Origin of the sequence: Blautia ammoniilytica, from assembly GCF_025566965.1 — a bacterium.
GTDB lineage: Bacteria > Bacillota > Clostridia > Lachnospirales > Lachnospiraceae > Blautia_A > Blautia_A ammoniilytica.
Window position 1 is genome coordinate 1 of the sequence record NZ_JAOQJL010000038.1, and the last position, 21,254, is coordinate 21,254.

Sequence of the window (21,254 nt, forward strand, 5' to 3'; positions counted from 1 at the left end):
AATTTTATCTTCATTATCGAGAGATGCTCTTTCTTCCTGAAGTTTTGCTAATAACTGACCTGGAGTTGAAATTCCATTTTCCAAAAGTTTTGCAGCCAGTTCTACAGCAAAAGTATGATAGTGTACGGTCTCTATGATTTTTTCGACGGTCGAACGATACTTGTCTGCTTCTGAATAAAATGCAGATGTCAGTTGGAAAAGAATGTTTATATCCTTTATTTCTTTTAATTGAAAAGTACAGTATTCATTCAGATTACTTCTGGTCGTAAATAAAATCTGACAGCGGTATTTTAATACTACTGACAGAAAACTGTCCTGTGTAGCTGTGACATTAAAATTATCTATGATAAGCAGAGTATCGGATTTCAGGGAACGCAGAAAACGGTTATGTCTTTGAAACCGTTCCTGTTCGCTGATTTCTGGTGGATCATCAATAAAATCCATGTCAGTAATGTCCTGATGAAGATCACCTGTATATTCTACATATAGAATGTTAGTGTAATGCTTTTTGTAATGTTTTGCGTAGGCTTTGGCAAGTTCGCTTTTACCAATACCGGCAATTCCGCAAAGAAAAACATGACGGTTTTCCTCAAGCATGGTATATAATTCTTCTAGTTCTTTATCTCTTCCGATAAAATGACGGCATGGTTTCGGAACCTCACTGTCCATAATATAATCCAGCACAATGGGTGACAGGGCACCTCCGGCAAGTAATTTTTGATTTTTAGTATCACGTTTGATAAATTGTCGCTCCATGCCAAAAGAAATCAGCTTTGCAAGAAAAAGCAGACGTGAGCTGGCTGGTTTGTACAGAGAAGCCAGATTTTTCTTTTTGGCATCGGAGATGGTGTCATCTTGTATAAATAATGTGTATATATCCTGCATAGCCATATTGCAGTCAGACATCAATGGAAGCAGATTCTGGTGAATGGTTTCTGCCAGTTTTTTCTGATTACTGGGTTTGGAATAGTAGGCAGATATTTTGGGACTGATCTTTGCTTGACCGGTCAGCCAACGACAAACCAGACCATTATCCATAGAAAAATCCTGATTTGCCGGATCATCCATAAAATCTTCAAATAATTCGTATAAAAAATCAGGCTGACTCATTTGATTACTTTCGCTGATATGATTTTTTAAGCAAGTGCTAATAGAAGAAAAATCGCATCGATTCAATAGAAATTCCCCTTTCGTAGTTAAGATTAAGTATATCTATCATAACACGAACATATATTCGATTCAAGAAAATGCGGATATTTTTAAATTGATTGTGTCAATTTACAATCAATTTCTATTCAATGTGGTTTTCCGGCAGGTTCTGTAAAATAAGCTCAGATCAAAACAATAACGGGAGGAGCTTATGCAACAGAATATTGAATTTGAGCGGTGCATTGATTTTCTGGTACGGATGATTGATAAGTACGGCGCTGAAGTCCTCCGGGAGTTGGAGGAAGAAAAACAGAATAAGGAAGAAAAAGAAGCGGCAGTTTCCTGAAATACAAAATGTAAATCAGACTGTCGCTTTTTTCATGCATTTTTAAATCAAATAAATTTTAAAAGCTGATGCAGAGTGTGTGGCTCATTATTCTGAGAAGCGGTAATACGCGTATCAAATGGCTTGAAATGATTCTGCGTATAAAAGCTCAGAAGAAATTCATTATCTTCGCATTCAAGAAACTCCATAACGCCACCTACGGAATATTTGAGACTGGATATGGTTTCCAGTGCAAATCCCAGTAGAATATTTCCAGGAATTCGTTTTTCCTTTGGAAGAGAATAGTTCTTTCCCAACTGGGCGATCAAGTAAGCTGCGGTAGTATAGGATTGTGTTTCTTCATCCAAAATACTGACACGGGACAGTTTTTTTGCCATTGTCTTGCTGATATTTGAAGAACGGACAGAGATTGGTTTTATTGTAAGTGAAAAATAACCAACCAGTGAAGCATCTTCAGCATCAAATACCAGATAAGTGATAGATTGATCTTTTTTGGTAAACTCAATCGCATTATGTAATAAAAAGTATTCCACATCGGGATTTTTGGGACAAGAAAAATCGGAGAGTAAGTCGTAAAGACTTTCCTCTCCGATATATGTCGGTTCGTCTTTATCCAAATATGCCCGAATATTAACGGTAAAATATTTATCAGACATGTTTTTTCTTCCTTTTTGACATTAAAGCTAAGATTTCCTGTGGGTTCGTTAACTGACGTCCGGGAAGTGTCTGCTTTGGTGTGCGGTCACGGTCGGCTTCGTCAATTGCTGCGACAAAACGCTTTACGCTATTTGGATTGGATACGACAAAATTATGAGTAATACTTGAAGTAGCCATACTAACACCTCCTCTTTTTTGGCTTTTTTGTGTATTTATAGTATATGCAATGTGTGATAAAAACACAATATCAAAAACAGAAATTATTTCTAAATAATTTTCAAGCCGGACATTTATTAGACGCTTCCGGTAAGCGAACAATATTTTCGAGCCAATCATTTATAAGTCGCCAATGGTGGGCGGGCAATATTTTGATAACAGAAATGCTCTGTATCTAACTTAATTATACGATTGGCGAAGAAATGCGTCAATACGGAAAATAAGTATTGAAAATAGTTGGAACAAGTACTAAAATAAGGTTGGGACAATGAAACAGAGTTATACTGCGAGGAAGATTATGAAGAATAAAAAGATTAAATGCGATATATATACCAGAGTATCCACAACCATGCAGGTAGATGGCTACAGTCTGGATGCTCAGAAAGAAAAACTCAAGAGATATGCGGAATTTCAGAATATGGAAATCGTAAATGAGTATTCAGATGAAGGTAAGTCTGGAAAGAGCGTAGAGGGCAGACCGGAATTTCAGAGAATGTTGGATAATATTGAGAATGGAACAGATGAGGTACAGTTTGTACTGGTGTTCAAGCTTTCCAGATTCGGTCGTAATGCGGCAGATGTTTTAAATTCTTTGCAGAGGATGCAGGATTTTGGAGTGAATCTGATCTGTGTTGAAGATGGAATTGACAGCTCAAAAGATAGTGGAAAGCTGATGATTTCTGTTCTGTCTGCGGTGGCAGAGATTGAACGAGAGAATATCCTTGTTCAGACAATGGAGGGACGTAAGCAGAAAGCCAGGGAAGGAAAATGGAACGGTGGATTTGCTCCATATGGCTATGAATTGGTAAATGGAGAATTGCAGATTGCAGAGGACGAAGCAGAGATTATTCGTCTGATCTATGACAAATTTATTCATACCAATATGGGAATCTCTGCGATTGCCGCATGGCTGAACCAGCATGGATATAAAAAGAAAAAACGACAGAATAATACACTGGACGCATTTGCCTCTTCGTTTATAAAAGGCGTTCTGGATAATCCGGTATACTGTGGAAAGTTGGCTTATGGACGAAGGAAGAACGAGAAAGTTTCAGGAACAAGAAATGAATATCGCATTGTAAAACAGGAAAATTATATGCTGCATGATGGTATCCACGAAGGAATTATTTCAGAAACAGATTGGGAGCTGGCACATCAAAAACGGGAAAAAACAGGTGTGAAATATGAAAAGACGCATAGTCTGGATCATGAGCATATTTTATCCGGAATATTGAGATGTCCGTTATGTGGAAGCGGTATGTATGGAAACGTAAACCGAAAGAAAAAGAAAGACGGAACCTTATATAAGGATTATTTCTATTATGCCTGCAAACATCGTCGCCTGGTAGATGGTCATAAATGTGGATATCGTAAACAATGGAGCGAAGAGAAAATTAACAATGCAGTGGAAGAGGTTATTCGGAAACTGGTGAAGAATCCTAAATTTGAAGAAGCCATTCTGAATAAAATCGGCTCAAGAATAGATACAGAAGAAATAGAAAAAGAGATTGAAGGACTGGAAAAACAGCACAGACAACTGACCGGAGCAAAAGCAAGGCTTGGACAGCAGATGGACAGTCTGGATATCATGGATAAATTTTATGAGAAGAAATATCAGGATATGGAGACAAGGTTATACCGTTTGTATGATGAGATTGAAGGCGTGGAGAACAGTATAGAGGAAGTCAAGAACCGCCTGTTGAATATCCGACAACAGAAAATATCAGAAGAAAACGTCTATCAATTTCTTTTGTATTTTGATAAACTATATGATAAGTTCACCGACCTGGAGAAGAAAGAATTTCTTAACAGCTTTGTAGAACAGGTGGACATTTACGAGCAGGAGCAGCCAGATGGCAGATTCCTGAAGCACATAAAGTTCCGTTTTCCGGTGTATTTTGGAGACAGAGAGACACAGGAACTTTGTTGGGACAACGAAAGTACCGTTGAGACGGTGGTACTGCTTTCCCACAAAAAGCCAGACGGACATATCAACGTAAAAGTTGAGTTTGGTGAGGGTGAGGGAAAAGTTCCGCTTGATAACATAGCAAAAAGAGCCGAAATATACAAGCCCAAAGAGCGAGTGACCTACAAAATGATAAAGGAGTACATAGAAGCTAAATACGGCTTCAAAGTACATACCGCATATATTGCAGAGGTAAAGAGAGATTTAGGCTTGCCGATGTACGATGCTCCTAATGCGGTAGAGGAATTGAAACAGCCGAGGAAGCATCCGACAGCGGAGAAAGTGGAAGCGATAAAGGATGCATTGAAGCATTTTGAAATAATATAAGGAGAAATTTAATGACAATAGTAAGACCACGGTTAGTTGATTATTATAATGTTCCCATTACACAGGAAGAAGTTGATTTTGCTATTCCATTTTTAGATGAAGATATACCATTATATTTAGACCCGTTTTTGTTATGGAAATCTCCGTCACAACAGGATAATGCGTTACATTTAATATTGATTAATACATTTAACATGTTAGGTACAGTATATTCACAAAATGAGGATAAAAGAGAAGTGATAGCGGGTCTTTTGAGTGAATTATCTGAATGTAGCGAAGTGGGATTGGGAACAGGAAAGACCAAAAGAGGATTGAAAATATCAATAAAAACAGCAAAAGAAATATTAGAGTTGTTTTGTATAGTGCCACAATATAAAAAGGATGGTTTTTCGCATTTTGAGGAAATACAACTATACGTAAATAATATATCAAAAGATAGGATTAGTGATTTTGCGTGTAATTTTTTAAAATCATTTCTTATTGATTTTACACAGGATGAGTGTAAGAAATATAATATTCCAGTAAAAGAGTTTACAAATATAAAAGTTTTTAATCCGAAAACTTGTAAAATGGGTGAAGAGGACTTATCGTTGCCATATAATCCAGAAGATGATTCTCCTATTATTTTTGTTCCAAAGCGTTGGTTACGTCATACTCCATGGATTAACTATGATGATTATTTTATGAATGCCTATGTTAAAGAAGGGGAAGAAGATAAAATTGAAAGACCGAAGGTTTTGGAATATAATAGATATAATTACGATATGATTGCGGCATATATAGCATCCAAAGAGCGCAAACAGGCAGATTGCAAAAATGACCCATTGTTTAAGCAAATACCAGTTATATCTGCAAAAAAATGTTTGAATCAAATAGTAAAATTGCCATTAGGAAAAACAGATAATGCTGATAAAAAATTTGAAAGTAATTGTACAAAGTTATTCGCATCCCTATTATATCCACATCTTGATTTTGCACAGGCACAAAGTAGAATTGATTCAGGGACTCAAATAAGGGATTTGATATTTTATAATAATTGTTCATTTCCGTTATTAAAAGAATTGTATAATAAGTACGATTGTAGGCAAATCGTATTTGAGATGAAGAATGTAAACGAAGTTAGTAGAGAACATATTAATCAGTTAAATCGTTATCTTTCAGAACAATTTGGACGTTTTGGTATTATATTAACAAGAAATCCATTGAAAAAGAATATTATGAGAAATACTATAGATTTATGGAGTGGACAGAGAAAGTGTATTTTGTGTCTTACTGATGAGGATGTCAAACTGATGGTTGATGTATATGAAAGTAAGCAACGTGACCCAATGGAGGTCATTAATAAAAAATATGTAGAATTTATAAGAATGTGCCCATCATAAGAAAGAGAGAGTAGACTATGGAAAAGAAAGACGTTGAGAGATTTGAAAAGTTACATATCCAGATTAAGGATATGTATAGTGAGTTAAGTATATTATCCAAGAAATCACCAGATGGTGCTATTAATAAGTTTAAGTTGAATTTTATAAACCAGTTGATTGAAGAGGCAAATCAATTATTGGGTAAGCGTTATATGCCATTCTCTGATTTTCAAAGATTCCAAGAAGATGATATGCCTTTTAACAGCGATGTTGTACTAATTATTTCTCAATATATAAAATGTTTAGAAAAATTTAAATATGATAATGTTAAACGGTTATCTGGAAATTGGTATTGGAATCTTTCAGATACGGATGAAGAAGTAAAAACATCACATCCGATAATGGACTTAGTAATGTAGGAAGTATGATTATGAATAAAACAACTCAGGACGCTGTTAATCAATATGAATTGTTAAATCCTTTGCTTACAGGTATATACAAGGAAATGCAGGAATTATCAAAGAAAAAACCAGATTCCCCACTAAATGCATTTAAAGTGAAAGCTATTAATAGAATCCTGGAACCTATAAAGGAGATGCTTAAGATGGAAAATACACATGCGTTTCTTGATGTTTTGGATGTTGATGAGATGCCGACTAATAGTGATGTGGTATTGGTTTTAAATCAGTATATGAATGCTATGAAAATATTTTATGAAAAATATTATACTTATAATTCAAAAGATGGACATAAGTGGCGGATACAATCATAGTTGAAACATAAAAGGAGAAATTAAGTGAATCAAAGTTTTTATAATGAAATCAAAGAAATTTTAATTTCGGCGAGAAATAAAGTTTATCAAACAGCCAATTTTGCGATGGTTGAAGCCTACTGGAATATTGGAAAATCAATTATTGAAGAACAAGGCGGAAATGAGAAAGCGGAGTATGGTAAAGGATTGCTAAAAGAGTTGTCAAAGCAAATGACACAGGATTTTGGGAAAGGATTTACCGTTGCCAATTTGAAAAATATGCGTCAGTTTTATTTAACATTCCCAAATGGCTACGCACTGCGTAGCGAATTGAGTTGGACTCATTATCGGCTCCTGATGCGAGTGGAGAATGAAAATGCGCGAGAATTTTATATGCAGGAAGCTGTAAAATCCCAATGGAGTACCAGACAACTTGAGCGTCAGATAAATTCTTTCTTTTATGAAAGGCTATTGTCCAGTAAAAATAAAGAGCAAGTTGCAGAGGAAATACAGACATTAGAACCGGCGAAAAAACCAGAAGATGTCATCCGCGACCCATATGTGTTGGAGTTTCTTGGACTGAAATCTAATGATGATTTTTATGAAAGCGATTTAGAACAAGCGTTAATTACACATTTGCAGAAATTTCTTTTGGAACTTGGTAGAGGGTTTTCATTTGTCGCAAGGCAGAAAAGAATAACCTTTGATGGACGTCATTTTAGAATTGACCTTGTATTTTATAATTATATTTTAAAATGTTTTGTTCTGATAGATTTAAAAGTTGGGGACTTAACACATCAGGACTTGGGGCAGATGCAGATGTATGTTCATTATTATGAACGAGAACTTATGAATGAAGGAGACAATCCGCCGATTGGTATTGTTTTGTGTGCAGATAAAAGTGAGTCTGTAGTTAAGTATACGTTACCTGAAAATGAAACACAGATTTTTGCTTCAAAATACAAATTGTATTTACCAAGCGAGGAAGAATTATTGCGAGAATTAAATCAGGAATATCAAGCATTGGAAGCTAGTAAGACAGGGGAAGAGGACATCGAAGGTATGAAAAAAGAATAAATTTTGCATCAGAAAGGTGCAAAATTGATGGAACTTATATTTTGTGGGAAAAGGGATGCACATGCAGTATTAGTACTGTATAAATATTGTCCGTATTTCCGCAATTTTGTGGGGATATGTTTTGATTTGGTACTCATGTGGAAACGGTTGTTCTTTTGTCCCAACAAAAACCAGATGACACGATAGAGATCGACTTAGACCTGGACGAGCTGGATGCCACCAGTGCCGAGTTGAAAGCAACCTATTAGGAAATCAAAGATTATGTGCTGAAAAAATTTGGCTTGAAGGTTTCAAGTTTATATATTTCTCAGGTAAAACGCAAATGTGGAATTGAAGTGGGAGAAAACTATAATCTTCCAAAATCAGAAAATGCAAGAGTTCCGCAATGCCCGAAAGAGAAAGAAGATGCTATCAAGGCTGCCCTGAAATATTATGCGATGATCTAAGGACATCGCTGATTTCAAGGAGGAATAACACATGAAAAGCACATTTGGAAAAATGGGTGGAACCTACACACTTGGCGCAGACGGAATTTACTATCCGAATCTTGTCAGTACAGATGAAGAACCGCATTATGGGAAATATGGAATGATGCGGAAAACATATCTGAAAGAGCATCGTCCGGCAATGTATTCACTGTATATGTTGGAAGACAGACTGACAGAACATCTGAATACTGTGGACGATGAAGCACAGGAAAGAATGGATATTCTGGTGCGTCAGATGATGGAGCGGCAGGGCATTACGGAAGAATTGAAAGCTCGTGATCAGATGGAATGGGTCAGAGCGGTAAATGGTATTCGTAATATGGCAGAAGAGATTGTGTTAAATGAATTGATTTACAGGTAAACAAAGAGCTGAACAGGTAGGAAGAAAACTCCTATTTGTTCAGCTTTGGTGTTTATAAGGGGCAAAGAAGAACCAAATTACAATTCCATATCATATGACCTTTTCTAAGTTTTGGAAGGCTGTTTTTTCTGCCATGGTCATAAGTTACTGATTTAATTATTCCATAGTAAGCCTTAAAAATATCCGAATATAACTTTATAGAAATAATCATGATGGGGAGATTATTTGATGAATTTTGTGCTAATATTCTGTAATTCTACTGCTAGTCGATTGATTTATGCACACTCTCATTATAATATGTGTGCAGGAGGTGGATATATGTATCAGATTAGTAATGAAAAATTTGGTTTATTTGTAACCGAATTAAGAAAGGAAAAGAATTTAACTCAAAAGGATTTGGCTGAAAAATTATATGTATCAGATAAAACAGTTAGTAAATGGGAACGTGGTCTTAGTATGCCTAATGTCGTATTACTCATACCAATAGCTGATATATTAGATGTTACCGTTACAGAATTGTTACGTGGAGAAAAAATAGATACACAGAAAAATATTGATACAAAAGAAGTCGAGGAATTGGTAGTAGGCTCTCTCGATATGGCTGTTAGGAATTCTATTCATCAGCATAGAAAAAACTGGATATTAGCATATTTGCTATGTTTTTTAATATCTATTACAGAAATTATTATGTTAGTTGCATCTGGGAATTTAATAGCAGAGATGAAAGGTGATATATTGCTGGTTACAGGGTTAATGCTTTTATTTGGTGCATGGTTTTGTATCTTTGCCAAAGACATGTTACCAACATATTATGATGCCAACAAGATAAATTATGTTTCACAAGGAATTTTTAGAATACATCTAGTGGGTTTATCCTTTAACAATGGAAATTGGATGTACATCTGTACAAATTTAAAAATTTGGACACTTGCAACGGTTGTTCTATATCCTCTTGCATGTATTATAATAATCAATTGTCTCAATATAGCTTTATGGGATATTTTAAATAAAATTTTCTTAATTATGATATTAGGTGGGATGGTAGTTTCGATTTACATTATCGGGAAAAAATACGAATAATTAAATTACCTGCTATCGTTGTGGATATTACTAATTTACAACATTCTTCATGGGAAATAAGGAATGATGCAGAAGAGATTGTGTTAAGCGAATTAGCGTACATTTAAAACGTGGAAAGCTCCTTCGGGAGCTTTTTACTGGTTATCAAGAAAGTATATAGAAAATGCATTAATCATATGGTATGATTTGAACAGAAGATAGAATCTTATGAAGTAAGAAGAATATTTTGGAGGAACGTAACTTAGAAGTTACAGAATTAAGTTAATCGTGCCATATGGCTTGATTATAAACGCAAAGATAAAAACGCAACGTACATCTTTGATGTGCCAGAGCCGGTAGGTAGCCCGGCCGTCCTATATAAATAGGGTAAGTAACCTGCCCCTCCGGGTTGTCCATTCTTTGTTCAATCAATTTTAGGAGGGATTCTTATGGACAAAGTAAATGGAAAGCTGACAGTATTTTTTGAAGAGCCGTTTTGGGTGGGAATCTTTGAACGCATCGAAGATGGTAAATTATCTGTGGCAAAGGTAACATTTGGTGCAGAGCCAAAAGATTATGAAGTACAGGAATATATTCAAAAGTGCTATTTCAGTTTGAAATTCAGTCCGGTTGTTGAAACTGTTGTAAAGGATATCAAAAGAAATCCGAAACGGATGCAGCGGGAAGCAAAGAAACAGATGCTGGAAATAGGCATTGGTACAAAATCGCAACAGGCGTTGAAATTACAGCAGGAACAGAACAAGCAGGAACGCAAAGAGAAAAGACGCAAGAAAAAAGAGGCAGAAGAGCAGCGAATGTTTGAATTGAAACAGCGAAAGAAAAGAGAAAAGCGTAAGGGACATTAAAGTCCCTTGGGCTTTTACTCAAATCGAAAAGTGTTGAATAAAGCTTTCGGGAGGTGTTTCTATGAAGAAAAAAGTACTTGCAATTATGTTAGTTGCCATGTCAATAATGTTGATTTCGGCGTGTGGAAAAAAAGAAAAACTGTACGAAATTCCTGATCTATCGCAGTATAAGACAGATTATGTAGGAGATTCTTCGAATGTTATAAATATTGTAAGCGGTCAAGAGTATCCGGAGGGATACTCATATGATAGTATAGAGATACAGTCTGAAACAGAGCCTTATGGATTAACAGTTTTTCTAAAAGATGAGCCGTCTGCAGTCAAGCTTGAAGATGAATTGCAGGTTAATGCAGATATGACATTTGATTTGATTGGTAATTTGGGAACAATTGATTATAAAACAGCAGATAGTAAAGAAATTATTGTATCATATGAACGGTGATATATTTTTAGTCAACTTTTAGACAAGTTGAAGAGCAGAATATAAAAAGGCGTATGGAAGTTTTGATTTCCATACGCCTTTTTGAAAGGAGTTTATTTTTGAACAAGAGATTTGTAAGAGCATGTTATCTACTCGAAGATGATTACAATTCCATATCATAGGACTTTTTCTTAGCTCTTGCAGGCTGATTTCGCCGCATTTCCTGTTCTCGCTGATATTTAAGTTCCCATGCACGATGGGAGAAGACATCCGAATCTTCCACATTGAGATAATCCACCTCATTGGCGGCAATATCACGGCGGTGATAGTCATAATACTTACCAAAAGTACCTTTGAGCTGCTCGATTAGTTTATCCCGGAAATCAGGACGTATCTGGATTCTGGTGTCCAGCAATTCTGTATACTGTTCAGGTTCAGGACGAAATTTTTCTTCCCGGAAAGCGGCGGCATCTTTTTCAAGCTGTTTTTTGAGCGAGATGTCCTGAGAATCAAGGATATCAAGATTGTTATTCATCTGGTCATATTTCTTGGATAGATTTGTCATATCTTTATCGGTAGAGCATTCTGCCTGGAAGATTAGCTGCTCTTTCCTTGATTTCAGTTCTTCGATTTCTTCGGTAATAGTGGTAAGCTGCTGATTTAATTTTATATGCTGGATGGGATTCAAAATACTGGTTTTATCCTTTTGCACATTCAGTTCTTTCCGTTCTGTAACTTTAGCTTTGAGTTTCTTTTTAACGGTGTTGTATTTATTCAGTATTGGATTAAAATGATTCATCCAGTCATGGATCACTTCTTTTTGCATCTCATTGTGGAGCAAATGATATTGTGTAAAAATCATGTGATTTCGGATTGCTTCCAATGTTTCTGCAATTATTGGAATAGACTTTTCTACAGCTTCAGCCAGTTTTGCTACTTTTGCTTTTAATTCTCGGAGCATTTTGTTATCCGCACGAATCTGACGGTTGATTTCACAGCGGTCTGCTATCATGCCTTTCTTTTCCATATTCTGGGCAATGTAGCCTTCATGGATGGTTGGCTGTTCGGTGATTCCCTGATCTGCAAAGCTGCGGTGATCAATGGTAGCATTTATCTGATTACGTGCAAGCATTTTATTTACGGCATCTGTCCAGTTTGCCCGCCAGAAGCAAAGTTGTTTATCACTGTTCCATTGTTGGGAAATAGGATTCTGTCTGCCATATCGGCTGCTCTTGGGGTGCTTATCAATCCGTTCATATCCTTTTTCATGTGCGGAAGATGGAGTCAGATATTCTTTCTTTTTACCGACTTTATAGCGATATTGCTTTTCCCATCCCTGTTTCTGAGCAGTTTTAAATTCAGAAGCAGTAAATCCTTTTTCTTCCCCATCTTTGATACAGAGATATTCTTTTTCAGTTTTATACTGCCATGTTCCATTTTCATTTAGTGGTCGAACAGTAAGAAGAATGTGCGCATGGGGATTGTGACCATCTGTATCGTGGATGGCAAAATCAGCACACATCCCCATATCTACAAAGTTCTTTTGAATAAAATCCTGAAGAAGAGAAATATTGCTGTCTTTATCCAACTCAACGGGGAGTGCGACAACAAATTCTCTTGCCAGTCGGCTGTCTTTGGTCTTTTCGGTTTCTTCCACAGCATTCCAGAGTTGTTCCCGGTCATTCCATTCCGATGGAGCCATTGGAGGAAGCATCACTTCCTGATAGATCAGACCCTGCTTTCTGGTATAGTCATGCTGAATGCCGTCATAATCATTGTACATGCGGCTACAGCTCATATAAGCAGAAGCAGCAACAGCAGACCGACCGGAACCACGGCTGACGACTTTGGCTTGCATATGATAAATTGCCATATCTGGCACCTCCTTTCGATGTTGCCTGCAACAGCGGATAAAGCCCTCGGCAGAGCGCACAAGCCCCGAAGGGGATACCACTGCCCCAAGGGGTCCCCCGCAAAGCCTGCTTTGTGGGGAGAGGAGGAGCAAGGGAGTGTCCGTAGTTTTCGCCATTGGCGGAAACGAAGGTAAACGGACTTTGCGACGACGAGGTGGTGAGTAAGTGCGCCCTTCGGGAGTAGAACTTGTGCGTTTACATTCCCCGTAGCCGGATCATCAGCTCTCGTTTCAGGGAATCTAAATCCATTTCCTTAATATGGGGAACAATACTTTCCAGAATGGCTTCTTCATGGACTAACCTGTGTGTTCTGGCATCACGTTCTTTTTTGCGATTTCTTGCTTCGGCTTCTTCCTGGCGGTGTCTTGCCTGTAAAAGAGATTTTTCTTCCGGTGTCATGATTCTTTTATCTGCCATATCTGGCACCTCCTTTTTATGCCCGTATCCGGGCAGTTTTGGTTTTAAAATCTTTTGGTTTGGTACTATGGTTTTAGATAACTGACAGTGGCATATTTCTGGTAATAAATGAGGAAAGAAAGTAGTACCACTGTCAGTGAAAAGTAATCATTGTGTTATACTTCTTCGAGTCAATTCTGGTTCGGAGCATGATTGTTCAACAGGATTTTTTTCGCCTGTTTTAAATTAGCTGTTGCATTGTCCTGACGAATATTCCGGTTATTGATACGGACAGGAATACATCTCTCCAGAATACGGTCATAAATTCGTTTGTGTGCGATATCAGCGGCGTTATTCAGCTCTGATAAAGTGAGATTGGTCGTTATGATCAGGGGCTTTTTACTGCGGTAACGACTGTCAATCACATTGAATACCTGTTCCAGTGCAAAGTCAGAGTTCCGCTCAATTCCGAGATCATCAATAATCAGAAGACTGTAGCGGTTTAAGCTGTTGATGAACTGGTTTCTGTCTTCAAAATGCATTCCGGTAAGGGTATTCAGAATCCGGGAAAAGTTGGTCATCAGTACAGGAACGCCTTTTTCCAGAAGGGCATTGGCAATGCAGCCTGCAAAAAAAGATTTTCCAGTACCGACATCACCCCAGATGAGAAGTCCGGAAGCGTTTGCTTTCATCTCTTCCCAGTTGCTTACATAATTGTGTGCCAGTTTTATTTCCGGATTGATGCCGTTATCTCTGGCAAAAGTGTAGTCATAGAGTGCTTTGTCCTGTAAGCCGCTGGTTTTAAGATGCTCTATTTCCATTTGTTTTTCATGAAGTTTTCTCTGGACTTCTTCCTGCTCAAAGATTTCCTGCTGGCATTTACAGCGGATGGAAGGAATAAGAACCTTTCCCTGTAATTCATGCCGGCATTGTCTTGGCGTATTGCATTTGGAACAGTAGATCAGGTGGTCTGTTTCGTTAAAATATTCATCAGGCTGAAGCTCTCTGTTTGGTGTTATAGCGGTTGCTTTTTCTGTAAATCTTGTCATAGTGTTTCGTATTCCTCACTTTCGTAATTTCTTTGCCGGGAAGCAGGATGATCCTGTCTTGCCCAGTTGATGATGGTAGCTGCATGGTTCTGATATTGCTTTCCGGTAGAAGCCATATAACCGGATAAGCGTTCAATATAATCCTTCCAGTCAGGGATTGTCTGCCGGATATCTTCGAGCTCTTTTTCTGACAGAAAAACATTTTGAAATTTTCCATAGGGTGAGAGTGGCTCCTTACTCCCTCTTTTTTCTAAATTGTTCTTTTTTATCTCTTTCTTATTACCAGACAGTTTTCTGTCTGTATCAGGGAAAGAATCCTGTCTGTCAATAGGACAGTTTTCTGTCTGTCTTAGGGAAAGAAATCTGTCTGTATAGTGGATGGTTTCTTTTGGGAGTTTTACATAAATCCGATTGGGCTGTCCGGGATCCTGCCGTTTTCGGAAGATAAGCTCCTGTTTTTCCAGTACTGCCAGAGCAGTTTTAACCGTCATCTGGCTTTTGTGGAGAACTTCTGCCAGTGCTTCAATCGTAAAGTAAATGAACACATGACCGTCTGTATCTGACCACCCCTCATTTTTCTGGGAAAGCCTTGCCCGGTCGAGCAGGATAATATAAAGCATTTTGGCAGTTTCGTTTATTTCCATGTCCAGAAGGAAACGGGGAAACATCATATAAGATGGCAGGTTGGTGTCTGCTGTCAGAAAGTCAGTCATGTGTTCACCTCCAATCAAAAGGGTTTATTCCCCAAGAAAATCCCAGTCTACATCACTATCTGGCTGTGAATTTTCAGGTGCTGGAAAGGATGCCCTGATTTGGGGCTCCCTTTGCGCCATGCCTGCAGTCAGTCCGGAAAGAAAAAGTGGCAATGCCTGTTTCAGACTGTTTTCCACTGCATCTACAATCTGTTTCACAAAAAGTTCTTCCCGTTCTCTTGTTTCCAGATAAGGATCAGTCTGTGTGCGGTAGTAGCGGTCAAAATAATCTACCAGTGCAAGAGAGATTACCTGACTGTAAGATTTAAAATCCTGCCTGTCCATCGTCTGTAAATATTCCCAGGCTCTCCGTTGCTGTTCTTTGTCCAGATTAAAGCGCAGGTTTGTGTTGCGGATATTGTTCTGCATGGTTTATCCCCTCCTTTTCAGGCTCATATAAGCCAGAGATTCGTAACCTTTGGCGGTGGCGCAGATGTCATCAATGATGGTGACTCGTAATTTGTCATACGTTCCGAAGTTACGGATCAGACATCCACCGCCGCCAACTACATACAGGTGCATTAGGTCAGGATTGTATTCATATTTGCGGAGTGTGGAAAAAAGTTCTGCCACATACTGTCTGGCAATAGAACTGATACAATCCATATATGGTGCTGAAATGTCAGCTGTTCCAAACCGCAGAATCTGTTCTACTGTAGATTCTTCAATCTTCACTCCAAATTTGTCCAGAACAGCGTTCTTTGCAGCAATCATGCATTGGTTTACACCAAGTTTTTCTGTCCAGCATCGGCTTTCTTGTGCTTTCTTATTGTTGATATACAGAATGTTCATGGTTCCGTTTCCGATATCTGCAAGGAGATTAGTTCCCTTGAAATTTCCAAGGTGGTTTACAATAGCCGGATATCCCTGTGGGTAAAGGCTACATCCCACAAAGCGGAGATGATATTCTTTGCCGTTGAAACGGTAATGGACTTCTGGATTCTGGAGCAGATAGGAACGAAAAGCTTCTCTTTGATTTCTGATCCATGTCAGAGGAAGTCCGGCAGCCAGATGAACATCTGCTTCACGGATGGAAAAGACATTCAGTTCCCTTGCAATAGCCATTAGCGTCAGAAGATAATATTCTTCGTCCATAGCTTTATCCGGGATAAATTCTTTGTGTCCTTCGCCGATCCGGTAGTAAATGCCGTTGTATTCCAGAATATTCCCGGTGAAGATTGGTTCAGTTTCATAGGCTTTGATGCCGGTTGGGGTGACGGTGTTTGCTGTTTTCATATTGCCGTAGCCATGATCTACAGCAATGATTTTGGTGTTTCTGAGTTCTCGCATAAAAAATACCTCCGTTTTCGTATTGATTGATTCAGCAGGTCGTACCGGTGTGGTACTGCTCTGCTGTGGGATAAGCATACGAAAATCGGAGGAAAAAGGCATTGAGGGGAAATTGAGCAGGAATTGAGAAAAAAGATATATTGTGCTTACGTTCTTCATGTACTCTTGTTGTGATTTCATTGTTTTTTATCGTATAATATGGATACTGGAGGTGGTTTGGATGAAATACAAGATTTTAGTTGTCGATGATGATAAAGAATTGGTGAAAATGCTTTGTAGTTATTTTAATATGAAACAATATGAAACCATTACGGCTACAGATGGAATGGAAGCATTAAATAAAATAAAAATGAAACCGGATATTATTTTGTTGGATATCAATATGCCACGCATGGATGGGATTGAAGTATGTCGTCTGATACGCAGTAAAGTGTTATGTCCAATTTTATTTCTGACAGCAAGAGTTGACGAAGATGATAAAATTAATGGGTTGCTTTCAGGTGGGGATGATTATATTACGAAACCATTTAGTCTTCGGGAGTTGGAAGCAAGGATTGTCACAAACATAAAGAGAGAAGAAAGGCATCAACAAAAAACGGAATACCGTTTCATGGATGAAATGCTGATTGATTATTCTGAAAAAATAGTAGCTATAGCTGGACACAGGATGGAGTTCACAAAAATTGAATATCAGATTATTGAATTCTTATCCATGCATCCAGGGCAGGTGTTTGATAAAGAACGTATATATGCACAAGTCTGTGGATATGATGCGGAAGGGGACAGTAGAACGATAACGGAATTAGTACGGCGTATAAGGAAAAAAATAGCGGATTATTCAGAAAAAGAATACATAGAAACTGTATGGGGGATTGGATACCGATGGAAAAAATAAGAAACTTGTCACTGAAAAAAACAATTCTGCTTTATTTTGTGATCAGCTTAACGGCAGCATTTCTGTTATCTGGATTTACAGTTCATTTTGCAGGAAATATGCAGAATAAAATATGGGAAAAATATATTGATTATGCAGATTATACGGACGTGTTTCAGCAATATGGAAAGAAATACGAGATTGAGATATCAAGACCTAATCAATCGCAGATGAATCGTTTGGACTATCATCTTTCGGAAATGTGTGACTTTATGGAAACATATTCGGTACTGATTTTTTCGATTGTTGGGAGTGTTGTTGCGGTATTCTTTTTTTATAAAAATAAGTTAAAGACACCTCTACAGGAACTAAAAGATGCCTCACAAATGATTGCAGATAATGAACTGGATTTTCATGTGTCCTATGAAAATAAAGATGAGATGGGAACTTTGTGTAAAGAATTTGAAATGATGCGAAGTGATTTAGCAGATAACAACAGAAAGATGTGGCGAATGATTGATGACGAGAAGGCTTTGCGGAATGCAATTGCACATGATATACGTTCTCCACTTTCCATATTGCGTGGGTATCAGGAAATGCTCTTAGAGTTTGTTTCTGCCGAGAGTATAAAAACAGAGGATGTTATTGATATCTTACAAACAGGCATGTATCAGATTGACCGTATAGAGCATTTCACGGAAAACATGAGAAAAATGTCCCATTTAGAACAGAGGGAACTGCAATGCTCAGAGATAGAGTTATCGGAACTGGCAAAAAAGATTGAGGCAGAAGCTGCCATGCTGTCCAAGAAGGAAAGTAAATTATGTAAGGTAGAAAGAGTGCAGGAACAAAACATTGTGAAAGTGGATGAGGAACTTGTCATGGAAGTGACAGACAACTTACTGGAAAATGCGGTTCGATATGCACAAAAAAGTATTGCTTTGCAGATAAAGAAAAAGGATGGTTTTCTTATAATTTCTGTTGAAGATGATGGAATAGGATTTGTGGATACTGAGGAAAAAGTAACAGAGCCATTTTATCATAAGAATCCACAAGATGATTTAAAGCATTTTGGCCTTGGTATGTATATTTCTCGTATTTTCTGTGAAAAGCATGGAGGAAATTTGAAAATATATAATGCCAGACAAGGCGGTGCTCATGTAGAAGCTCTTTTCAAAGCTGAATAAAAATACTTTATAAGGCTGAAATCGCAAATAAAGTGGTTTTAGTCTTTTTTGTTGTGAATTTATTGAGAATTGATTTGTATGATGTTGTTAAAGAAATAAAGAAAGGAAGAGATACAATGAAAACAATCATAAAAAGAAGTATACTTGATTATTTAAAGAACCCTGTTTTGTGGATTGGCTTGATTATTATAGTTGCCAGTATGTATCAATGTCTGTCATCGTATTTGCAAATTCATTATATCAAACAGAATGAACAGATCACACAAAATGACGTAGCATTGGAAGATGCTGATGTCATGGATGGGTACATTCCCACATCTGATGATAAAGAAAGAAGAAGGGAGTGGGAAGATACGATCAAAGAGACGTTAATGGACACCTCCAAAAATGGTTTTGGATTTAGCAGGCAGGAAGCAGATCATGTAATGAAAGAAATTCAGAATATGGATGTAAAGACTGCTTCTGAGTTTTTGGAATCCCAATATGGCTATTATAATGCAATATATGCTTATGAGGACCTTGAAATTCATAAGGGGACAGCAGAAGAAATCAATCATTATATCGAGCGGAAATTATCCGAACATTCTTTTTCCTGGTACTTTGCCAAAAAATTTACGGATTTTGCAGGATTGCATATGGCCTTTTTTGCAACAGTCTTGCTATCATTTTTATTTATTCAGGATACACGAAAAAGTACCTATGAATTATTACATACAAAGCCTGTTACGGCAGTCCAATATATATGTGGGAAAGTAATAAGCGGATTCATTAGTATGCTGGGAGTATTAGTGATTTTGAATGTTATATTCTTTATGCTGTGTTTGAAAACGTCTTTAGAATCGGGCTTTCCAGTAACACCAATTGATTTTTGCGTGAATTCTCTGATCTATATTATTCCGAATCTTTTGATGATATGTTGTGTCTATACAATTACAGCAGTAATATTTAAAAATCCGCTTCCGGCAGCACCAATCTTGTTTTTACACATTATATATTCAAATATGCTGACCATGAAGAATGATATTTATTATATGAGACCGTTCTCTATTATGGTGCGATTCCCTGGCAGATTTTTTGAAACACATGTAGCCAAAATGTCAAACATAAATCAGATTATTCTTGTAATTTCATCAGTTATATTAGTATGTATTTCTGTTACAATCTGGAAAAGGAGGAGGGTTCATTGAAAACGGAACTAAAAAACTGCCTGTCGTTATATAAGATTTTTTATTCATGTGCATTTATACTGATATTGTGTGCTATTCATCCGATTATATACTATGAAGAAATCGGTTCAGCGATTCAGTCGCCAATAGCATTTTTAACAATTATTTTTTGTAGTGACACATATTTGATGGAAGTAAAAAGTAAGCGTGCCGATGTATTTCATTTGTATGATCAAAAAAAGCAGTTAAAAGTAATATCGCAGAGAGTGGGCGTTCAAATATTATATTTATTAATACTTTCCTGTGTTGGATATGTTTTGTTTTTCTGGCAAAAACCGGGCAGTGTAAACGAAGGCATTTCGGGTATTCAGATATTTCTTTTATATTTCATTGCAATGTTTGGAACTATCTGGCTTTGGAGTATATGCTCTGTGATTTTGTGTACATTGCTTCGAAATATGTGGGCAGGTATTGGATGTTTATTTGGAATTGTCATTGGACTTATATCAAAAGCGGGAAGTTCATTTTTCGGAAATCTGGGATTGTTTTCTTTCAGCTTTTGTGAACCTACTCAATTAATGTCCGAGAGTTGGATTTATGGAACGCTTGTGTCTTTTATAGCGGGGCTGTTTTTATTTGCAGTATTACCAATGACTTTAAAGAAAAGAGGATAGATTATGAGTATTAGAATAAATGATTTAACAGTTAGATTTAAAAATGGTGTAGTTGCAGTAAATAAGGCATCTCTTGAAATACCTAAGGGAATTTACGGACTTTTGGGTGAGAATGGTGCCGGAAAAACCACTTTGATGAGGGTTCTTACAACTGTTTTAAAACAAACGGAAGGAATGGTTTCCCTTGATGGAATTCTGTATAACGAGGGAAATTATGAGAAAATACAGAAAAAGATTGGTTATCTTCCACAGGAAATCGACTTATATCCGAATCTTACGGTGAAAGAATGTCTTGTATATATGGGGGGACTGTCAGGAGTAGCCAGAAATGACCTCGAACAAAGAATTACCTATTATCTGGAAAAGACTTCTCTTACAGAGCATCAGAATAAAAAAATGCGGCAATTATCTGGTGGTATGAAGAGACGTGTCGGACTCATACAGGCACTTCTTAATAATCCGGATTTTTTGATTATTGATGAACCTACCACCGGGTTAGATCCGGAAGAAAGAATCAGGATCCGCAATCTTTTGGTTGATTTTTCAAAGGATAGAACTGTGCTGTTTTCCACTCATGTAGTAGAAGATTTAGCAGCAACCTGTACACAGCTTGCCATTATGAAAAAGGGAAGTTTTTTATATTCTGGAAGCGTGAGTGGGTTGCTGGAAAATGCAAAGGGCTGTGTTTGGAATTGTACGGTACAAAATGCAGAAGAAGCCCGTTTGTTAGAAGCCAATTATTCTATATCATCTAAGCAGTATGTAGAAAATGGAATTCATATGAAAGTATTAAGCAAAGGAAAGCCAAATGAGAATTGTGTCCTGGATAATGATATCACTTTGGAAGATGCATATATTTATTTGACGAATAGTTGAATATAACGGCGGGCAAGTTGCCCGCCGTAAAT

Annotated in this window: 24 protein-coding genes and 1 pseudogene; 16 read left to right on the forward strand and 9 right to left on the reverse strand. The window is 37.3% G+C overall.

The genetic code is table 11. From position 1 onward, the window contains the following. Positions 1 to 1,110, reverse strand: a 1,110-nt coding sequence (locus tag OCV61_RS15115) for an ATP-binding protein (RefSeq protein WP_158422525.1), incomplete at its 3' end; no start/stop codon positions are given. Positions 1,111 to 1,360: 250 nt separating this feature from the next. Here OCV61_RS15115 and OCV61_RS15120 point away from each other — a divergent pair. Continuing rightward, positions 1,361 to 1,495: a hypothetical protein gene (locus tag OCV61_RS15120; protein ID WP_005348500.1), complete on the forward strand. Its 135-nt coding sequence runs from the start codon at positions 1,361 to 1,363 to the stop codon at positions 1,493 to 1,495. 47 nt (positions 1,496 to 1,542) lie between these two features. Here the strand turns inward: OCV61_RS15120 and OCV61_RS15125 are convergent, their stop codons facing one another. Continuing rightward, the gene (locus tag OCV61_RS15125; RefSeq protein ID WP_158422526.1) at positions 1,543 to 2,151 is read right to left on the reverse strand and encodes a GNAT family acetyltransferase; all 609 of its coding nucleotides are present in this window, start codon (positions 2,149 to 2,151) and stop codon (positions 1,543 to 1,545) included. Beyond that, positions 2,144 to 2,329 carry a hypothetical protein gene (locus OCV61_RS15130; RefSeq protein ID WP_014080774.1) on the reverse strand — a complete coding sequence of 62 codons (186 nt, stop codon included), beginning with the start codon at positions 2,327 to 2,329 and terminating at the stop codon, positions 2,144 to 2,146. Before OCV61_RS15130 ends, OCV61_RS15125 begins: the two co-directional genes overlap by 8 nt. Positions 2,330 to 2,666: 337 nt before the next feature. Here OCV61_RS15130 and OCV61_RS15135 point away from each other — a divergent pair, with 337 nt between their 5' ends. The 10 genes and pseudogenes from OCV61_RS15135 (at position 2,667) to OCV61_RS15180 (ending at position 11,066) form a co-directional block, all read left to right on the forward strand. Then, entirely contained in the window at positions 2,667 to 4,661 is a 1,995-nt protein-coding gene (locus tag OCV61_RS15135) for a recombinase family protein (RefSeq protein WP_158422527.1), read from the forward strand. Positions 4,662 to 4,672: 11 nt separating this feature from the next. Continuing rightward, positions 4,673 to 6,043: a hypothetical protein gene (locus OCV61_RS15140; protein ID WP_119981915.1), complete on the forward strand. Its 1,371-nt coding sequence runs from the start codon at positions 4,673 to 4,675 to the stop codon at positions 6,041 to 6,043. Positions 6,044 to 6,060: 17 nt separating this feature from the next. Continuing rightward, complete coding sequence (locus tag OCV61_RS15145; RefSeq protein ID WP_064787141.1) at positions 6,061 to 6,441, forward strand: hypothetical protein; 381 nt, start codon at positions 6,061 to 6,063, stop codon at positions 6,439 to 6,441. 11 nt (positions 6,442 to 6,452) lie between these two features. Continuing rightward, entirely contained in the window at positions 6,453 to 6,794 is a 342-nt protein-coding gene (locus OCV61_RS15150; protein ID WP_201886421.1) for a hypothetical protein, read from the forward strand. Positions 6,795 to 6,818: 24 nt separating this feature from the next. Next, on the forward strand, positions 6,819 to 7,850 hold the full coding sequence (locus tag OCV61_RS15155; RefSeq protein WP_158422528.1) for a PDDEXK nuclease domain-containing protein: 1,032 nt from the start codon (positions 6,819 to 6,821) through the stop codon (positions 7,848 to 7,850). 134 nt (positions 7,851 to 7,984) lie between these two features. After that, positions 7,985 to 8,296, forward strand: a pseudogene (locus OCV61_RS18845) (23S rRNA (uracil(1939)-C(5))-methyltransferase RlmD); the annotation flags it as partial. 31 nt (positions 8,297 to 8,327) lie between these two features. Then, positions 8,328 to 8,699 carry a TnpV protein gene (locus OCV61_RS15165; protein ID WP_158422529.1) on the forward strand — a complete coding sequence of 124 codons (372 nt, stop codon included), beginning with the start codon at positions 8,328 to 8,330 and terminating at the stop codon, positions 8,697 to 8,699. Positions 8,700 to 9,017: 318 nt separating this feature from the next. Continuing rightward, on the forward strand, positions 9,018 to 9,779 hold the full coding sequence (locus OCV61_RS15170; RefSeq protein ID WP_158422530.1) for a helix-turn-helix domain-containing protein: 762 nt from the start codon (positions 9,018 to 9,020) through the stop codon (positions 9,777 to 9,779). A gap of 428 nt (positions 9,780 to 10,207) precedes the next feature. Continuing rightward, the gene (locus tag OCV61_RS15175; protein WP_072521458.1) at positions 10,208 to 10,624 is read left to right on the forward strand and encodes a YjdF family protein; all 417 of its coding nucleotides are present in this window, start codon (positions 10,208 to 10,210) and stop codon (positions 10,622 to 10,624) included. Positions 10,625 to 10,685: 61 nt separating this feature from the next. Beyond that, positions 10,686 to 11,066 (forward strand): DUF4825 domain-containing protein, encoded by a 381-nt coding sequence (locus OCV61_RS15180; RefSeq protein WP_072521457.1) that lies wholly within the window; start codon positions 10,686 to 10,688, stop codon positions 11,064 to 11,066. A gap of 142 nt (positions 11,067 to 11,208) precedes the next feature. On the opposite strand, the gene mobQ is transcribed toward OCV61_RS15180, so the two are convergent. The 6 genes from mobQ to OCV61_RS15210 all read right to left on the reverse strand — a co-directional run bounded on the left by mobQ (position 11,209) and on the right by OCV61_RS15210 (position 16,445). Further along, entirely contained in the window at positions 11,209 to 12,918 is a 1,710-nt protein-coding gene (mobQ, locus tag OCV61_RS15185) for a MobQ family relaxase (RefSeq protein ID WP_158422531.1), read from the reverse strand. A gap of 235 nt (positions 12,919 to 13,153) precedes the next feature. Beyond that, entirely contained in the window at positions 13,154 to 13,375 is a 222-nt protein-coding gene (locus tag OCV61_RS15190) for a DUF3847 domain-containing protein (RefSeq protein WP_158422532.1), read from the reverse strand. A gap of 170 nt (positions 13,376 to 13,545) precedes the next feature. Further along, positions 13,546 to 14,403 (reverse strand): ATP-binding protein, encoded by an 858-nt coding sequence (locus OCV61_RS15195; protein WP_158422533.1) that lies wholly within the window; start codon positions 14,401 to 14,403, stop codon positions 13,546 to 13,548. Next, positions 14,400 to 15,116 (reverse strand): replication initiator protein A, encoded by a 717-nt coding sequence (locus tag OCV61_RS15200; RefSeq protein WP_158422534.1) that lies wholly within the window; start codon positions 15,114 to 15,116, stop codon positions 14,400 to 14,402. The genes OCV61_RS15195 and OCV61_RS15200 overlap by 4 nt, the downstream gene beginning before the upstream one ends. Before the next feature lie 24 nt (positions 15,117 to 15,140). Then, a complete protein-coding gene (locus OCV61_RS15205) occupies positions 15,141 to 15,524 on the reverse strand; it encodes an adenylate cyclase (protein ID WP_158422535.1) in 384 nt (127 codons plus the stop codon). A 3-nt stretch (positions 15,525 to 15,527) separates the two neighbouring features. Further along, entirely contained in the window at positions 15,528 to 16,445 is a 918-nt protein-coding gene (locus tag OCV61_RS15210; RefSeq protein WP_015530849.1) for a ParM/StbA family protein, read from the reverse strand. A 220-nt stretch (positions 16,446 to 16,665) separates the two neighbouring features. On the opposite strand from OCV61_RS15210, the gene OCV61_RS15215 reads away from it, so the two are divergent. From OCV61_RS15215 to OCV61_RS15235, 5 genes are all read left to right on the forward strand, one after another. Then, entirely contained in the window at positions 16,666 to 17,340 is a 675-nt protein-coding gene (locus OCV61_RS15215; RefSeq protein ID WP_014080778.1) for a response regulator transcription factor, read from the forward strand. Then, positions 17,328 to 18,506, forward strand: coding sequence for a HAMP domain-containing sensor histidine kinase (locus tag OCV61_RS15220; RefSeq protein ID WP_005348491.1), 1,179 nt, complete (start codon positions 17,328 to 17,330; stop codon positions 18,504 to 18,506). Before OCV61_RS15215 ends, OCV61_RS15220 begins: the two co-directional genes overlap by 13 nt. 116 nt (positions 18,507 to 18,622) lie before the next feature. Next, positions 18,623 to 19,693: an ABC transporter permease subunit gene (locus tag OCV61_RS15225; protein ID WP_006857839.1), complete on the forward strand. Its 1,071-nt coding sequence runs from the start codon at positions 18,623 to 18,625 to the stop codon at positions 19,691 to 19,693. Next, the gene (locus OCV61_RS15230; RefSeq protein ID WP_008705633.1) at positions 19,690 to 20,346 is read left to right on the forward strand and encodes a hypothetical protein; all 657 of its coding nucleotides are present in this window, start codon (positions 19,690 to 19,692) and stop codon (positions 20,344 to 20,346) included. Before OCV61_RS15225 ends, OCV61_RS15230 begins: the two co-directional genes overlap by 4 nt. 3 nt (positions 20,347 to 20,349) lie before the next feature. Continuing rightward, entirely contained in the window at positions 20,350 to 21,222 is an 873-nt protein-coding gene (locus tag OCV61_RS15235) for an ATP-binding cassette domain-containing protein (protein ID WP_005348496.1), read from the forward strand. Positions 21,223 to 21,254 lie beyond the last annotated feature (32 nt).

Bases quoted from the DNA above. Each gene is read 5' to 3' on its own strand.
- OCV61_RS15120 (WP_005348500.1), top strand. From the start codon at position 1,361: ATGCAACAGAATATTGAATTTGAGCGGTGCATTGATTTTCTGGTACGG.
- OCV61_RS15125 (WP_158422526.1), bottom strand. From the start codon at position 2,151: ATGTCTGATAAATATTTTACCGTTAATATTCGGGCATATTTGGATAAA.
- OCV61_RS15130 (WP_014080774.1), bottom strand. From the start codon at position 2,329: ATGGCTACTTCAAGTATTACTCATAATTTTGTCGTATCCAATCCAAAT.
- OCV61_RS15135 (WP_158422527.1), top strand. From the start codon at position 2,667: ATGAAGAATAAAAAGATTAAATGCGATATATATACCAGAGTATCCACA.
- OCV61_RS15140 (WP_119981915.1), top strand. From the start codon at position 4,673: ATGACAATAGTAAGACCACGGTTAGTTGATTATTATAATGTTCCCATT.
- OCV61_RS15145 (WP_064787141.1), top strand. From the start codon at position 6,061: ATGGAAAAGAAAGACGTTGAGAGATTTGAAAAGTTACATATCCAGATT.
- OCV61_RS15150 (WP_201886421.1), top strand. From the start codon at position 6,453: ATGAATAAAACAACTCAGGACGCTGTTAATCAATATGAATTGTTAAAT.
- OCV61_RS15165 (WP_158422529.1), top strand. From the start codon at position 8,328: ATGAAAAGCACATTTGGAAAAATGGGTGGAACCTACACACTTGGCGCA.
- OCV61_RS15170 (WP_158422530.1), top strand. From the start codon at position 9,018: ATGTATCAGATTAGTAATGAAAAATTTGGTTTATTTGTAACCGAATTA.
- OCV61_RS15175 (WP_072521458.1), top strand. From the start codon at position 10,208: ATGGACAAAGTAAATGGAAAGCTGACAGTATTTTTTGAAGAGCCGTTT.
- OCV61_RS15180 (WP_072521457.1), top strand. From the start codon at position 10,686: ATGAAGAAAAAAGTACTTGCAATTATGTTAGTTGCCATGTCAATAATG.
- mobQ (WP_158422531.1), bottom strand. From the start codon at position 12,918: ATGGCAATTTATCATATGCAAGCCAAAGTCGTCAGCCGTGGTTCCGGT.
- OCV61_RS15190 (WP_158422532.1), bottom strand. From the start codon at position 13,375: ATGGCAGATAAAAGAATCATGACACCGGAAGAAAAATCTCTTTTACAG.
- OCV61_RS15195 (WP_158422533.1), bottom strand. From the start codon at position 14,403: ATGACAAGATTTACAGAAAAAGCAACCGCTATAACACCAAACAGAGAG.
- OCV61_RS15200 (WP_158422534.1), bottom strand. From the start codon at position 15,116: ATGACTGACTTTCTGACAGCAGACACCAACCTGCCATCTTATATGATG.
- OCV61_RS15205 (WP_158422535.1), bottom strand. From the start codon at position 15,524: ATGCAGAACAATATCCGCAACACAAACCTGCGCTTTAATCTGGACAAA.
- OCV61_RS15210 (WP_015530849.1), bottom strand. From the start codon at position 16,445: ATGCGAGAACTCAGAAACACCAAAATCATTGCTGTAGATCATGGCTAC.
- OCV61_RS15215 (WP_014080778.1), top strand. From the start codon at position 16,666: ATGAAATACAAGATTTTAGTTGTCGATGATGATAAAGAATTGGTGAAA.
- OCV61_RS15220 (WP_005348491.1), top strand. From the start codon at position 17,328: ATGGAAAAAATAAGAAACTTGTCACTGAAAAAAACAATTCTGCTTTAT.
- OCV61_RS15225 (WP_006857839.1), top strand. From the start codon at position 18,623: ATGAAAACAATCATAAAAAGAAGTATACTTGATTATTTAAAGAACCCT.
- OCV61_RS15235 (WP_005348496.1), top strand. From the start codon at position 20,350: ATGAGTATTAGAATAAATGATTTAACAGTTAGATTTAAAAATGGTGTA.